The organism is Ruegeria meonggei (assembly GCF_042768335.1).
Classification (GTDB): Bacteria; Pseudomonadota; Alphaproteobacteria; order Rhodobacterales; family Rhodobacteraceae; genus Ruegeria; species Ruegeria meonggei.
Genome location: NZ_JAXHBT010000001.1, coordinates 1,841,788 through 1,855,743, shown reverse-complemented (window position 1 = coordinate 1,855,743; position 13,956 = coordinate 1,841,788). Strand labels below are relative to the sequence as shown.

General features: G+C 58.2%; 12 protein-coding genes. 7 read left to right on the top strand and 5 right to left on the bottom strand.

The annotated features are described in order from the left end of the window. Positions 1 to 6 precede the first annotated feature (6 nt). The gene (locus SJY13_RS09130; protein WP_377190300.1) at positions 7 to 3,060 is read left to right on the top strand and encodes an efflux RND transporter permease subunit; all 3,054 of its coding nucleotides are present in this window, start codon (positions 7 to 9) and stop codon (positions 3,058 to 3,060) included. A 58-nt stretch (positions 3,061 to 3,118) separates the two neighbouring features. On the opposite strand, the gene carB is transcribed toward SJY13_RS09130, so the two are convergent. Then, positions 3,119 to 6,463 carry a carbamoyl-phosphate synthase large subunit gene (carB, locus tag SJY13_RS09125; RefSeq protein WP_377190298.1) on the bottom strand — a complete coding sequence of 1,115 codons (3,345 nt, stop codon included), beginning with the start codon at positions 6,461 to 6,463 and terminating at the stop codon, positions 3,119 to 3,121. 178 nt (positions 6,464 to 6,641) lie between these two features. Here carB and SJY13_RS09120 point away from each other — a divergent pair, with 178 nt between their 5' ends. The 4 genes from SJY13_RS09120 (at position 6,642) to aspS (ending at position 10,892) form a co-directional block, all read left to right on the top strand. Further along, positions 6,642 to 7,769: an aminodeoxychorismate synthase component I gene (locus tag SJY13_RS09120; RefSeq protein WP_377190296.1), complete on the top strand. Its 1,128-nt coding sequence runs from the start codon at positions 6,642 to 6,644 to the stop codon at positions 7,767 to 7,769. Beyond that, positions 7,724 to 8,371, top strand: coding sequence for an aminotransferase class IV family protein (locus SJY13_RS09115; protein ID WP_377190294.1), 648 nt, complete (start codon positions 7,724 to 7,726; stop codon positions 8,369 to 8,371). Before SJY13_RS09120 ends, SJY13_RS09115 begins: the two co-directional genes overlap by 46 nt. Next, positions 8,368 to 9,039 carry a CPBP family intramembrane glutamic endopeptidase gene (locus tag SJY13_RS09110; protein ID WP_377190292.1) on the top strand — a complete coding sequence of 224 codons (672 nt, stop codon included), beginning with the start codon at positions 8,368 to 8,370 and terminating at the stop codon, positions 9,037 to 9,039. Before SJY13_RS09115 ends, SJY13_RS09110 begins: the two co-directional genes overlap by 4 nt. Before the next feature lie 77 nt (positions 9,040 to 9,116). Continuing rightward, positions 9,117 to 10,892 (top strand): aspartate--tRNA ligase, encoded by a 1,776-nt coding sequence (gene aspS, locus SJY13_RS09105; protein ID WP_377190290.1) that lies wholly within the window; start codon positions 9,117 to 9,119, stop codon positions 10,890 to 10,892. Positions 10,893 to 10,941: 49 nt separating this feature from the next. Here aspS and SJY13_RS09100 read toward each other — a convergent pair whose 3' ends face one another. Both SJY13_RS09100 and SJY13_RS09095 read right to left on the bottom strand, forming a co-directional pair. Beyond that, entirely contained in the window at positions 10,942 to 11,103 is a 162-nt protein-coding gene (locus SJY13_RS09100; protein WP_377190288.1) for a hypothetical protein, read from the bottom strand. A 1-nt stretch (position 11,104) separates the two neighbouring features. Further along, positions 11,105 to 11,821, bottom strand: a complete 717-nt coding sequence (locus SJY13_RS09095; RefSeq protein ID WP_377190286.1) for a response regulator transcription factor — start codon at positions 11,819 to 11,821, stop codon at positions 11,105 to 11,107. A gap of 134 nt (positions 11,822 to 11,955) precedes the next feature. Here SJY13_RS09095 and mce point away from each other — a divergent pair, with 134 nt between their 5' ends. Together mce and SJY13_RS09085 are read left to right on the top strand one after the other, a co-directional pair. After that, complete coding sequence (gene mce / locus SJY13_RS09090) at positions 11,956 to 12,360, top strand: methylmalonyl-CoA epimerase (RefSeq protein ID WP_085821368.1); 405 nt, start codon at positions 11,956 to 11,958, stop codon at positions 12,358 to 12,360. Between the two features lie 21 nt (positions 12,361 to 12,381). Next, the gene (locus tag SJY13_RS09085) at positions 12,382 to 12,657 is read left to right on the top strand and encodes a DUF1467 family protein (RefSeq protein WP_085821367.1); all 276 of its coding nucleotides are present in this window, start codon (positions 12,382 to 12,384) and stop codon (positions 12,655 to 12,657) included. Positions 12,658 to 12,660: 3 nt separating this feature from the next. Here SJY13_RS09085 and SJY13_RS09080 read toward each other — a convergent pair whose 3' ends face one another. Together SJY13_RS09080 and SJY13_RS09075 are read right to left on the bottom strand one after the other, a co-directional pair. Continuing rightward, positions 12,661 to 13,356 (bottom strand): EI24 domain-containing protein, encoded by a 696-nt coding sequence (locus tag SJY13_RS09080; protein WP_377193595.1) that lies wholly within the window; start codon positions 13,354 to 13,356, stop codon positions 12,661 to 12,663. Then, a complete protein-coding gene (locus tag SJY13_RS09075) occupies positions 13,356 to 13,934 on the bottom strand; it encodes a nitroreductase family protein (protein WP_377190283.1) in 579 nt (192 codons plus the stop codon). Before SJY13_RS09075 ends, SJY13_RS09080 begins: the two co-directional genes overlap by 1 nt. Positions 13,935 to 13,956: the final 22 nt, after the last annotated feature.

The window sequence follows — 13,956 nt, the reverse complement described above, 5'->3', positions numbered from 1 at the left end:
TGACAGATGAACATCGCACGCGCCTCTATCGACCGGCCGATTTACACGTGGCTGGTCATCGTGATTGCCCTGTTTGGGGGTATCTGGGGTTTCCTGTCGTTGGGCCGATTGGAAGATCCTGCCTTCACCATCAAAAACGCCGTTATCGCCACCCAATATCCCGGCGCCACTGCGGAACAGGTGGCCCTTGAAGTGTCCGAGCCTCTGGAATCTGCCATTCAGCAGATGGGCGAAGTCGACACGATCACCTCGATCAATCAGCCCGGTTTCTCGCTGATTGAGGTTGAAATCAAATCCACCTATGACGGAACTGAATTGCCCGAGATCTGGACCAAACTGCGCGCCAAAGTGCGTGATGCATCCCGAGCTTTGCCGTCTGGTGCCGAGCAGCCTTTTGTCAATGACGGGTTTGGCGATGTGTTCGGGCTGTTTTACGCAGTGACTGCGAATGGATTTTCGGACGCCGAAAAACACGAATTGTCCACGTTCCTGCGGCGCGAGTTGCTGACGGTAGACGGTGTCGCGGATGTTGAGGTTCAGGGTCTGCCGAACGAGGCAATCTTTGTTGAACCCGATTTGGCTATTTCCGTAAACCAGAACGTCCCCCTGCAAGCTATCAACGAGGCGATTGCCAACGCAGATTCCGTCAATGCATCGGGGTCTGTCCGGTCAGACGATGGCCGCACAACGATTCTGACGGCCGAAGGGTCTGACACCGTTTCCGCAATTGCCGGCCTATCCGTCGGATCGCAGGGGCAGGTTATCAACTTGTTCGACATGTCGAATGTGTATCGGGGCCGCCAGACCGACCCCGAGGTCATGATCCGCTTTAACGGCAGCGAAGCGTTCACGCTGGGGGTCGCGGGTCTGTCGAGTGAAAACATCGTCGAGGTCGGCAAACGCGCTGATGAAAAATTCGCCGAACTGGACTCACAAATTCCGTTCGGAGTCGAGATCCTCCCTATCTATCAACAGCATGTGGTGGTCGAGCAGGCCTCGAACGACTTTCTGGTGAACCTTGCGATGTCGGTCGCCATCGTGGTGGCCGTGCTGGCGGTTTTCATGGGATGGCGCGCGGCTGTGGTCGTGGGTTCGACCCTGTTGCTGACCGTAGTGGGAACGCTGTTGTTCATGTCGATCTTCTCGATCGAGATGGAGCGGATTTCGCTAGGAGCCCTGATCATTGCCATGGGTATGCTTGTAGACAATGCCATCGTCGTGGCCGAGGGCATGCAAATCGCCATGCTGCGCGGTAAGAATTCGCGCGATGCAGCGGACGAGGCTGCATCAAAGACGCAAATCCCATTGCTGGGGGCTACGGTCATTGGGATCATGGCCTTTGCAGGCATCGGCCTTAGCCCGGATGCAACGGGTGAGTTCATGTTCTCGTTGTTTGCGGTGATCGGGATCTCGTTGTTGCTGAGCTGGGTTCTGGCTTTGACGGTGACGCCGATGCTGGGGCACTACTTTTTTCAGCAGGGCAAAGAAGGCGCAGTGGATGCCTATGGTGGGGTCATGTTCCGCGTTTACGGTCATATTCTGCGCTGGGCCTTGCGCTTTCGCTGGCTGGTGATCGCCGCGCTTGTGAGTGTGACAGTTGTTTGTTTCGCCGGGTTTGCGCTGGTCAAACAGCAGTTCTTCCCTGACTCGAACACGCCGCTGTTCTTTGCACACTACAATCTGCCACAGGGCACACCCATCGCCCGCACCGCTGCCGATATGACGGTGTTCGAAGATTGGCTGGCCAAGCGTGAGGACGTCGTCTCGGTGACTACTTTTGTCGGCCAGGGCGCAACCCGGTTCCTGCTGACCTATGAGGCAGAAAAACCAAACCCCAGCTATGGACACATGATCATTCGCACGGAAACTCTGGACGATATTCCAGTGCTGCAGGCGGACCTGGACGCATTTGGATCAGCTCAGTTCCCGGAGGGAACGTTCCGCACAAAGCGCTTGATCTTTGGCCCCGGCGGCGGGGATCCGATCCAGGCGCGGTTCTCGGGCAGTGACCCTGCGGTTCTGCGTCAGTTGGCTGACGAGGCCGTGTTGAAAATGCGCGCCGCTTCACCCAACGCGCTGAACGTCTATCACGACTGGCGCGAACAGGAACTGGCGGTTCAACCGATCTATGCGACCGAACGTGCCCAGACCGCTGGCGTCACCCGCGAAGACATTGCGGCTACGCTGCAATTCTCAACCGATGGAATTACCGGCGGTGTTTTCCGCGAACGTGATCGTCTGATCCCGATCATTCTGCGACGCCCGGCAGACGGGGCCTACTCGATTGTGGATCAGGTGGTCTATTCGGACCAGTCAGAGAGGTTCGTTCCCATTGAGCAGATGGTCGATGGGTTCGCATACAAGGCGCTGAATACGCTGGTTCATCGCCGTGACCGCGTGCTGACCATCACAGTCGGGGCCGACATCCCGCCGGACATGACCGCAGCGCAAGTCCATTCCGAGGTGCGTCAGGCCATCGAAGAAATGGACCTGCCCGCAGGTTATCGCATGGAGTGGGGTGGTGAGTTCGAAAATGCAGGCGAGGCCAATGAAAGTCTGGGGCGCCAGCTGCCTCTGAGCCTGTTGATCATGGTGCTGATATCAGTGCTGATCTTTAACGCAATACGCCAACCGATCATCATCTGGTTGCTGGTGCCGATGTCGGTGAACGGGGTCGTGATCGGTTTGTTGGGCACGGGCCTGCCGTTCACCTTCACGGCGCTGCTGGGTCTGCTCAGCCTGTCGGGGATGCTGATCAAAAACGGCATCGTCCTGGTCGAGGAAATCGATCTGGTCCGCGAATCCGGCAAAGGCTTGCACGAGGCGATTATAGAGGCCTCGGTCTCGCGTCTGCGGCCGGTCATGCTGGCGGCGATCACCACCATTCTGGGGATGGCGCCTTTGCTGACGGATGCGTTTTTTAGATCGATGGCGGTGACCATTATGGGCGGTCTGGCCTTTGCCACGATCCTGACGATGGTGGCTGCGCCGGTGTTCTACATGGTGTTCTTTCAGCGGGAAGAGAGGCGAAAGCACGCGCACCCGCAAGCCATTGTTTAAATGAAAAACCCCCGGCCATCGACCGGGGGTTTTGCTTTATCGATTGTGTGGCGCGCGCTTAGCCTTGCAGCGACTTGACCTCAACATCCCCTTCGGCCTGTGCCTTGATTGCCAGCGCGGCGGCGTGGCTTGCGGCAGCAGTGGTGTAGTAAGGGATTTTGTCATACAGCGCGATGGAACGAATGGATTTGCTGTCCTCGACCGCTTGTGCGCCTTCAGTTGTGTTCATCAACAGTTGAACCTGACCATCCTTGAGCATGTCCGCGACATCAGGGCGTCCCTCATAGACCTTGTTGACCACATCGCAGGGCACATCCTGGTCCGCCAACCAGCTTTGAGTGCCGCGCGTTGCGACCAAGGTAAAGCCCTGCTCGACCAGAACCTGCGCCGCCTCAAGCATTGCCGGGGTCTTGTCGGCATCCTTGATTGAGATGAAGGCGCGCCCCGATGCGGGTAACACCATGCCAGCGCCCATCTGCGCCTTGAGGAAGGCTCGTGGGAAGTCACGGTCCCAGCCCATCACTTCACCGGTTGAGCGCATTTCCGGGCCCAATATGGTATCGACACCGGGGAAGCGGGCGAATGGCAACACGGCCTCTTTCACCGAGAACCACGGCATATCCGGATCGGCCAGTGTCATCTGATCGGCGATCTTGGTGTCGTCGACGGTTTTGTAGGGTGGACGCTTCGGGAAATCCGCCAGCTTTTCACCGGCCATGACACGCGCTGCGATCGAGGCAATGGCGCTGTCGGTGGCCTTGGCGACGAAGGGCACGGTGCGCGAGGCACGCGGGTTCACTTCGATCAGATAGATCTCGTCATCCTTGATTGCGAACTGAATATTCATCAGGCCTACAACGTTCAGCGCCTTGGCCAGTTTGAACGTCTGATCCTTGATCTGGCCAATGATCTCTTTGGACAGCGAATATGGCGGCAGTGAACATGCAGAGTCGCCCGAGTGTACGCCGGCCTCTTCGATATGTTGCATGATGCCCGCAACATGCACGTCGGTGCCGTCGCACAGGGCATCCACATCCAGCTCAACTGCGCCGGACAGATAGCTGTCCAGCAGCACCGGACTGTCACCCGAGACCACCACAGCCTCGTTGATGTAGCGCCGCAGCTGATCCATGTCGCGCACGATTTCCATGGCACGACCACCCAGAACATACGACGGGCGGATCACCAGCGGAAAGCCGATCTCTTCTGCAATTTCAAGTGCCTGTGCGTCGGTCGAGGCAATCCCGTTCTTGGGCTGTTTCAATCCCAGATCGTTGACGAGCGCCTGGAACCTTTCCCGGTCTTCCGCCAGATCGATTGCGTCGGGCGTGGTGCCCAGGATCGGAATGCCTTCTTCTTCCAGCGCGTTGGCCAGCTTTAGCGGGGTCTGACCGCCGAACTGAACAATAACACCGTGCAAAGTACCGTTTTCCTGTTCTTTCGTCAGGATTTCCATGACGTGTTCAAAAGTCAGCGGCTCAAAATACAGGCGGTCCGAAGTGTCATAATCGGTCGAGACCGTCTCGGGGTTGCAGTTGATCATGATGGTTTCATAACCAGTTTCAGTCAGCGCGAAACAGGCATGGCAGCAGCAATAATCGAATTCGATCCCCTGACCGATCCGGTTGGGGCCACCGCCAAGAATGACGACTTTTTTGCGATCCGAGGGCCGTGCTTCACACTCGACGTCTCCCATCATCGGGGCCTCATAGGTCGAGTACATATAGGGTGTTTGTGCTTCGAATTCGGCCGCACAGGTATCAATCCGCTTGAACACGGCGGCGACGCCCAGATTGCGGCGGGCACGGCGAACATTGGTCTCGTCCCGGCCGGTCAGATTGCCCAGACGCGCGTCAGTAAAACCCAACATCTTGAGCTTGCGAATGCCGTCCTCGGTCACTGGCAAACCGTCTTTGCGCACGGCGCGCTCGGCCTCAATGATCTCGCGGATGCGGGCCAGGAACCAGGGGTCGAACTTTGTGACGCCAAAGATTTCATCATCCGACAGACCATGGCGCATGGCCTGAGCGATGGTGCGCAAGCGATCCGGGGTCTGCTGGCTGATCGCCTTGATCACGGCGGCCTTGTCGTCAGCTTCGTCCCAGAGCCCTACATTCAAGCCGGGAATTTCAATCTCATCAAACCCTGTCAGCCCGGATTCCATCGAGGCCAGCGCCTTCTGCATCGATTCGTGGATTGTGCGGCCGATCGACATTGCCTCACCCACCGATTTCATTGCGGTGGTTAGGTAGGGTTCCGAGCCAGGGAATTTCTCGAACGCAAATTTCGGGATTTTGGTGACGACATAGTCAATGGTTGGCTCGAACGACGCGGGCGTGACCTTGGTGATGTCATTGTCGAGCTCGTCCAGAGTATACCCAACGGCCAGTTTCGCCGCGATCTTGGCAATCGGGAAACCGGTTGCCTTGGACGCCAGCGCCGAGGAACGCGATACGCGCGGGTTCATCTCAATCACGACCATCCGGCCATCATCGGGGTTGATTGCCCACTGCACGTTTGATCCACCGGTCTCGACCCCGATCTCACGCAGAACGGCGATTGAGCCGTTGCGCATGATCTGATATTCTTTGTCGGTCAGTGTAAGCGCCGGTGCCACAGTGATCGAGTCACCGGTGTGTACGCCCATCGGGTCAATGTTCTCGATGGAACATACGATGATGGCGTTGTCGGCGGTGTCGCGCACCACCTCCATTTCAAATTCTTTCCAGCCAAGCAGGGATTCATCGACCAGGATCTGGTTGACGGGTGAGGCATCCATGCCCGTGCGGCAGAAATGGATGTAGTCCTCGCGGTTATAGGCCACACCACCGCCGGTGCCACCCAAGGTAAAGGCCGGGCGGATAATGGCGGGCAGGCCGATCTCTTCCAACTCGTCCAACGCCATCTGAACGCCTGCGTCCAGATCGGTGCTGCCGTTTTCGCGTTTTGGGGCTGTGATGATTGTGGCTTTGGGGTTTTCCAGGCCCAGCCGGTCCATCGCCTCGCGGAACAACTTGCGGTCTTCGGCCATCTCGATGGCATCCCGCTTGGCGCCGATCATTTCGACCCCAAACTTGTCCAGCACGCCCATCTCTTCCAGTGCAAGCGATGTGTTCAGGCCGGTTTGCCCACCCATGGTGGGTAGCAATGCGTCGGGGCGTTCTTTTTCGATGATCTTGGCGACAACCTCGGGCGTGATGGGTTCGATATAGGTCGCATCGGCCAGTCCTGGATCGGTCATGATCGTGGCGGGGTTCGAGTTTACCAGAATGACCCGGTACCCTTCTTCCCGCAGCGCCTTGCAAGCCTGAGCGCCGGAATAGTCGAACTCGCACGCCTGACCGATAACAATGGGGCCCGCCCCGATGATCATGATCGACTGGATGTCGGTTCTTCTCGGCATGGCCTCATTCCTTTGATTGTCAGCGAGTTGGGGCACCGCCCATGCGCCCAAATTGTCCTGCGTTATAGGGACCGCGCGAAAAGGTTCAAGGGCTATCGGAATCGGCGGTGAAATTGCCGCTTTCCCCTCTTTCCCTTAACGCCGTATTCTCTATACCGCGGAGCACGGGAAATTGAGGATGCACTTGCGTATTCGTTTCGATCAGGGACCTGCCGGACCCGGAACCAGTTTCGACCGGCCGGTCAGAGTGATCCGCGCTGACACAGCGGAAGAAGTGCCCCAGGCAATGGCGGCGCTGGATCAGGCACGCGCCGAGGGCGCTTGGCTGGCAGGCTACGCCAGCTATGAACTGGGTTTTGCACTGGAACCCTGTCTTTTGGATCGTATGCCAGCAGGGCGCCGCTTGCCGTTACTGTGTTTCGGCGTCTACGACTGCCCGTCTCTCCGCGAGCTTCCCCCTGCGGACGGAGGCGTAACAGCGTTTCGGCCCCGCTGGGACGAGCCGCGCTATTCGCGAGCCTTTCGTCAGGTTCATGATGCGATTGGGGCAGGGGATATCTATCAGGCCAACCTGACCTTTCCGATCGACCTGACGGTCACGGGCGACAGCGCTGCGTTTTATGCCGCACTGTCGGCAGGTCAGCCGGTGGGACACGGCGCATTGGTACAGCAGGATGGGTTGCCCGATCTGCTCAGCCGGTCGCCGGAATTGTTTTTTTGCACCGATGCTGATCGTGGGATTGAAACCCGTCCGATGAAAGGCACTCAGCCGCGCAGCGACGACATGGCCGAGGATGCGCGCCGCCGGGCGTTCCTGTCGATCGACGAAAAGAACCGGGCCGAGAACCTGATGATCGTCGATCTACTGCGCAACGATATCAGCCGGGTTGCTCTGGCCGGTTCGGTCAAGGTGCCAGAGCTGTTCAAGGTGGAAACCTACGCGACCGTGCATCAGATGATCTCTCTGGTGCAGGCGCAATTGCATTTGGGTGCAGAGCTGTCGGATATTCTGACGGCACTGTTTCCCTGTGGTTCGATCACCGGTGCGCCCAAGATCCGCGCCATGGAGATTCTGACCGAGCTCGAACCCTGGCCCCGCGACATCTATTGCGGTGCCATCGGCTGGGCGGCCCCGGATGGCCGGTCCGCGTTCAACGTCGCGATCCGCACGCTGATGGTCGAGGATGGCACCGCTACGCTGAATGTCGGCGGCGGCGTGATCTGGGACAGCACCGCCCCGTCCGAGTATGAGGAAGCGTTATGGAAAGCCCGCTTTGCCCACCAGCCGACCCTGACTTCCGCCTGATCGAGACCCTGGCCTTGCGACCGGGGCAAGGGTTTGTACGGCGCGACCGGCATCTGGCCCGCATGGCGCGTACGTCAGCCAGGTTGGGTTTGCCGTTCGATTTGGATCGGGCTATTGCAACATTGGATAAGGTCACCGCAATAACACCATTGCGGTGTCGCCTGACACTGGCAATGGACGGGCAGTTTGCCGTGACAACCGGTGTGCTGGCCGCAAACCCTTCGGTCTGGCGGGTAAATGTCGCCCAAGCGCGCCTGACCTCTTCTGATGTATGGTTGCGACATAAAACAACACAGCGCGCGATCTACGATACGGCCCGCGCCTCTCTGCCTCAGGGAGTTGACGAACAGGCTTTTCTTAACGAACGCGATGAGCTGTGCGAGGGCACGATCACCAATCTGTTTCTGGAGATGCCCGATGGGCGCGCACTGACCCCGGCTTTGTCCTGCGGTTTGTTGCCCGGCATATTGCGTGAGGAAATGGTTGCTAAAAAACAATTTACCGAAGCTGTCCTAACCTTGGTCGATCTGCAAAACGCGCAAACCGTCTATGTCGGGAATTCCTTGCGTGGCCTGATCCGGGCAGAGTTGATAGCGCAGTGAGCAAGCAAGGTGATTGGGCAGGCACCAGGGCTCTCTATCTGCGTTTGCGTTTGGAATTTGGGCTGTTTTTCATCGCCGTGCCGATACTGATCGCCGTATTTTTCCCGTCCAACTGGATGTTTCCATCGCTGTTCACCTTCACGGGTATTGGCATAGTGCTGTTGCATTTCACGCCGGGGTTTGCCTGGGCAGAGTTGCGCTATAGCTGGCGCAATTGGTCTTGGCCCGAGCTTGTCGGTTTCACCGTTGCAATGACACTGGTTTGTTCCGCGCTGGTGATGGCGCTGCGCTCCGACGCAGCCTTCTTTTTGCTACGCAACCGGCCTGAGTTTCTGGCGGTGATCTGGCTGGGCTACCCGGCGCTTTCCGCGTTGCCGCAGGAGTTGCTGTTTAGATCTCTGTTTTTCCGCCGCTACCACGCGATCCTGCCCGACGGACGTGTCGCTCATCTTCTGAACGCATCGCTGTTTTCCCTGGCGCACCTGATGTACTGGAGCTGGATCGTCGCCATCATGACGTTTGCTGGAGGGTTGCTCTTTACCTGGGCGTTTCGCAGTCGCGGGTCGTTTTTCTTAGCGGTCTTGCTGCACGCAATTGCGGGTAACGTCATCTTTGCGGTGGGTTTGGGCATCTATTTCTACTCAGGCAACGTGCAAAGGCCGTTTTGATGGCCCAACTTGCCTTGACTTTCCGGGCCTGACGCGGTGTATCGGCGCGACGAATTCTGCGCCCGAAGGGATATTTCATGCACGCCTACCGCAGCCACACCTGCGCCGCACTGACCGCCGCCAATGTTGGTGAAACCGTCCGCCTGTCCGGTTGGGTGCATCGGGTCCGAGATCACGGTGGCGTGCTGTTCATTGACTTGCGCGACCATTTCGGCGTCACGCAGATTCTGTGCGACGGCGACAGCGCGGCCTTTGCCGAGCTAGAAAAAGTCCGTTCCGAATGGTGTATTCGTATCGACGGCACGGTCAAGGCACGCGCCCCCGAACTGGTGAACACCAAACTGCCAACTGGCGAGATCGAAGTTTATGTGCGCGAGCTTGAGGTTCTGGGCGCGGCTGACGAACTGCCCTTGATGGTGTTCGGTGATCAGGAATACCCCGAAGAAACCCGCCTGCGCTATCGCTATCTGGACCTGCGCCGCGAAGCGATGCAGCAGAACATGACTTTGCGTTCGGACGTTGTATCCTCGATGCGTCGCCGCATGTGGGACAAGGGTTTCCGCGAGTATCAGACACCGATCATCACGGCCTCCAGCCCCGAAGGCGCGCGTGACTTTCTGGTGCCCTCGCGCCTGCATCCGGGCAAGTTTTATGCCCTGCCGCAGGCCCCGCAGCAGTTCAAACAGCTGATCATGGTGTCGGGTTTCGACAAGTACTTTCAAATCGCGCCGTGTTTTCGTGATGAAGACCCGCGCGCTGACCGCTCGCCCACCGATTTCTACCAGCTTGACCTTGAGATGTCGTTTGTCGAGCAGCAGGACGTGTTTGACACGATCCAGCCGGTTTTGACGGGTGTGTTCGAAGAGTTTGGTGGCGGCCGTAAGGTTGATCAGGACTGGCCGCAAATCTCCTATAAGGACGCGGCAGTGTGGTATGGCTCAGACAAGCCCGACCTGCGTAACCCGATCAAGATGCAGGTGGTCTCAGACCATTTCCGCGGCTCTGGCTTTGCCATCTTTGCCAAACTGCTGGAACAAGACGGAACCGAAATCCGCGCCATCCCCGCGTCCACAGGCGGCAGCCGCAAGTTCTGTGACCGCATGAACGCTTTTGCCCAGAAAGAGGGTCTGCCCGGTATGGGATATATCTTCTGGCGCGATCAGGGCGAAGGGATGGAGGCCGCGGGCCCGCTGGCCAAAAATATCGGCCCCGAACGCACGGAAGCAATCCGTCAACAACTGGGTTTGGGCGTAGGCGATGCCGCGTTCTTCCTGGGTGGCAAGCCGAAAGCCTTTGAGAAGGTTGCAGGCAAGGCGCGCGATGTGATCGGTGAGGATTTGAACCTTACCGAAAAGGACCGTTTCGCCTTTGCCTGGATCGTGGATTTCCCGATCTATGAGCAAGACGAAGAAAGCGGCGCGATCGACTTTGAACACAACCCGTTCTCGATGCCGCAAGGTGGTATGGAAGCGCTGCAGGGCAACCCTCTGGACGTGCGCGGGTATCAATACGATCTGGCCTGTAACGGGTACGAACTGGTTTCAGGTGCGATCCGGAACCACAAGCCCGAGATTATGCTCAAAGCCTTTGAACTGGCCGGGTATGGCGAAGACGAAGTGAAAAGCCGCTTTGGCGCCCTGTTCAACGCGTTCCACTATGGCGCGCCGCCGCACGGGGGCTGCGCTGCGGGTATCGACCGGATTGTGATGCTGTTGGCGGATGAGGCCAACATCCGCGAAGTCATGATGTTCCCGATGAACCAACGCGCCGAAGATCTGATGATGGATGCGCCCTCTGATCCGACTTCGGATCAGTTGATGGAACTTGGTCTGCGGATCATCCCGCAGGAGTAACATTTTGCCCGTCGCAACCTCCGCGGCGGGCTTTTTACTTTGGGCAGGCTTACTTGGGGCAGGCCTTGTGATGCCCAGATTCCTGCCCGCCCCTATCCAGAGGGTTGCACAACGTGCCACGTGCATCCCGGATGTTGCAAGCCGCTGTGCGGGTCTGGTGATAGGCCCAAAGGCACAGGATTGTTGCGGTGATGAAATAAGCTGTCGCCACGTTAGATCGCCTCGCGTTGTTCCAGTCGGGCCTGCACGATACCGGCCACCTGTGCGGCCAGCGCGGTTACCGGCGTGCCTTCAGCCTGTGATGCAGCCAGTCTTTGGGCCGCATTTGCCAAAACCGTATCATCGGCGTCGCGGGCGACACCGCGCAAGAATTGCGCTGCGTAATCCAACGTCCTGTGATCGTTTGGCCCGGCCAGTACGTCGGCGATATGTGCCATGTCATCCTGATAAGCCATCGGATCAGGGCGAATGACCTCATCCCGGACGGCATGCAGGTTGTTGGGGCATCGATCTAGGGGCAGACATTCAAGAATAAACTTCTGGAAGTAGGCCAGCGACTTCAGCGGCTTGCATAGAAATCCATCCGCGCCTGCGGTCAGCGCCGCGTCCTGCGCATAGTCATCTCCGGACATGGCAAGGATCGCGCCAATTCGGGGCGATGAATCCGTCAGCTCGGCAATCAGATCCGTACCGGACCCGTCAGGCAAGCCGATATCAACAAGAATGACTGATGGCCGGTATACCTGCAGGTGACGCCGGGCCGATTTCAGACAATCGGCGCGCCGGATACGGGCGCCGCTGTGCAAACACATCAGACGGATTGCGTCGCAGACATAGCGGCTGTCTTCGACAACCAGAATGGTCTGCCCCAGCAGCGGCCGCGTAGCCGTCGGCTGCGCGGGAGAAGCGAAGGGTGTCGAATCGTCCATGGCAAAACTCCTAATCAGCAGATGCCTCACGCTAAGAACTTCCGCCTAACACAGGGTTAACGGCAATTTGGCGCACTTGTTCTTTGCCCCATCAGCGCTCATAACCGCCGCAACGCAGAATAGAGGAGAGTTCCATGATTGGTCGCCTGAACCACGTCGCCATTGCCGTTCCTGACCTTGAGGCCGCGTCCGAGCAATACCGTAGCGCACTGGGCGCAAAGGTCGGCGCGCCCCAGGACGAACCGGATCACGGCGTCACGGTCGTGTTCATCGAACTGCCCAACACCAAGATCGAATTGCTGTACCCGCTGGGTGACGACAGCCCGATCAACGGGTTTCTGGAGAAAAACCCTTCAGGCGGGATTCACCATGTCTGCTATGAGGTTGATGATATTATCGCAGCCCGGGATCACCTGAAGGAAACCGGGGCTCGGGTTCTGGGATCGGGTGAACCCAAGATCGGTGCCCATGGCAAACCCGTGCTGTTCCTGCATCCCAAGGATTTCAATGGCTGCCTGGTCGAGCTAGAGCAGGTATGATCCAAAAGAAATGAGGCTGTCATGACGATCACTGCCGCACTGGTTCTGTTCTCTGTTATCTGGTTCATGACGCTGCTTGTCGTGTTACCGATCCGTATCAAGACGCAGGGCGATTTGGGCGAGATTGTTCCGGGCACCCATGCGGGCGCGCCGGAAGTGCATCACATGAAGAAAAAGCTATGGATCACCACCGGAATCTCGGTGGTGCTGTGGGGGATCATTGCCGGAATAATTATCTCGGGCGTGATTTCTGTGCGTGACTTTGACTGGCTGAACCAACTGGAGCCGCGCGGCTGACCGTCAGGGCGTGGACCCTGGCAGTTTGTGATAGATATGGGTGAACGTGGCGACCCCGATGACCGGGATCACCAGATTCACCAGCGGCACCGTCAGGGGGATGGCCATCAGGGTTCCTGCAAGCCAGATGGTGCCCGTGTGCTTGGTGCGCAGCTGGCGCGCACCGTCCCGACCAAGCCGGCGCATAGCGGCCAGTGTGAAATACTCCCGCCCCAGCAAAAATCCGTTCATGGCCCAGAAGATGAACAGCGCCAGAGGTGGAAAGATCGCATAAAGGATCAGCGCCAGCAGGTTGGCGACGACCAAAACGCCCATAAAACTCAGCGCATCAGCAATGCTCTCTCTCAGTGGGATGCCGGGCACGCCGGGCAGGGTGGGATAGTTCTTATCCTCGACTGCTTGCGCGACCTCTTCCAGGAACAACGAAATGATGGCCGAGGCCACCGGCATCATCAGAAAAACCGGCAGAACCAACACCAAAAAGATGCCTGAATAGTTCAGCACGTCGTTCAGCCATGGAACCGCACCAATAAACGGCAGCGATATTTCATCCCCCGACAGCCAGTTGATCAACCAGATCGCCCCGGCACAGGCTGCGATCAACAGCGCAATCGTCAGGCCAACACCGCGCAGCAGGACAGAACGGAACCTGGGGTCACCAATCTGACCAAGGGCTGCGAAAAAGGCGTTGAGGATCATCATTCTGAAACCCACTCGGTCAGGGTGGCCACATCCGGGCGCGGACGTTCGGGTGGGGTATTGCTTTCGGTGGCAATGTGGATCAAGCCCGCGACGCGTTCATTGTCCTTCAGATCGAACGCCTTTCGGCAGAACCCCTGATCATGGGTTTGCCAGCCCGACAGCCAGTTCGCGCCCCATCCCGCAGCAAGCGCGGCGTTCAATAGCGCCAGACATACTGCTCCGGCTGAATAGGTTTGCTCGATCGCCGGGATTTTGTCCGAAGGTTTTTGGACTTCGATCACCGCAACGGCCAATTGGCCCAAATCGAACTGGCTGCGCGCCTTTGTGATATCGTCGGGTGATCTACCCAATGCATCGCCGCAATCCTGCGTCAGTTCAGAAAGGCGGGCCATTGCCCCTTTTTCCAATACGATGAAACGCCAGGGCTCTAGCTTGCCGTGATCGGGGCTGCGGGCTGCAGCCGTCAATAGGGGCAAAAGCTCTTCCCGTGAAGGTGCCGGAGCAATCAGTGTCTTTGCCGGGCGCGACCGCCGCACTTGCAGAAACTCAAGGGCAGCCGGGTTACTCAAGGACATATGTTAACTTCCTTTACATGGG

Coding starts and splice junctions, on each gene's coding strand:
- SJY13_RS09130 (WP_377190300.1), top strand. CDS start 7: ATGAACATCGCACGCGCCTCTATCGACCGGCCGATTTACACGTGGCTG.
- carB (WP_377190298.1), bottom strand. CDS start 6,463: ATGCCGAGAAGAACCGACATCCAGTCGATCATGATCATCGGGGCGGGC.
- SJY13_RS09120 (WP_377190296.1), top strand. CDS start 6,642: ATGCACTTGCGTATTCGTTTCGATCAGGGACCTGCCGGACCCGGAACC.
- SJY13_RS09115 (WP_377190294.1), top strand. CDS start 7,724: ATGGAAAGCCCGCTTTGCCCACCAGCCGACCCTGACTTCCGCCTGATC.
- aspS (WP_377190290.1), top strand. CDS start 9,117: ATGCACGCCTACCGCAGCCACACCTGCGCCGCACTGACCGCCGCCAAT.
- SJY13_RS09095 (WP_377190286.1), bottom strand. CDS start 11,821: ATGGACGATTCGACACCCTTCGCTTCTCCCGCGCAGCCGACGGCTACG.
- mce (WP_085821368.1), top strand. CDS start 11,956: ATGATTGGTCGCCTGAACCACGTCGCCATTGCCGTTCCTGACCTTGAG.
- SJY13_RS09085 (WP_085821367.1), top strand. CDS start 12,382: ATGACGATCACTGCCGCACTGGTTCTGTTCTCTGTTATCTGGTTCATG.
- SJY13_RS09080 (WP_377193595.1), bottom strand. CDS start 13,356: ATGATCCTCAACGCCTTTTTCGCAGCCCTTGGTCAGATTGGTGACCCC.
- SJY13_RS09075 (WP_377190283.1), bottom strand. CDS start 13,934: ATGTCCTTGAGTAACCCGGCTGCCCTTGAGTTTCTGCAAGTGCGGCGG.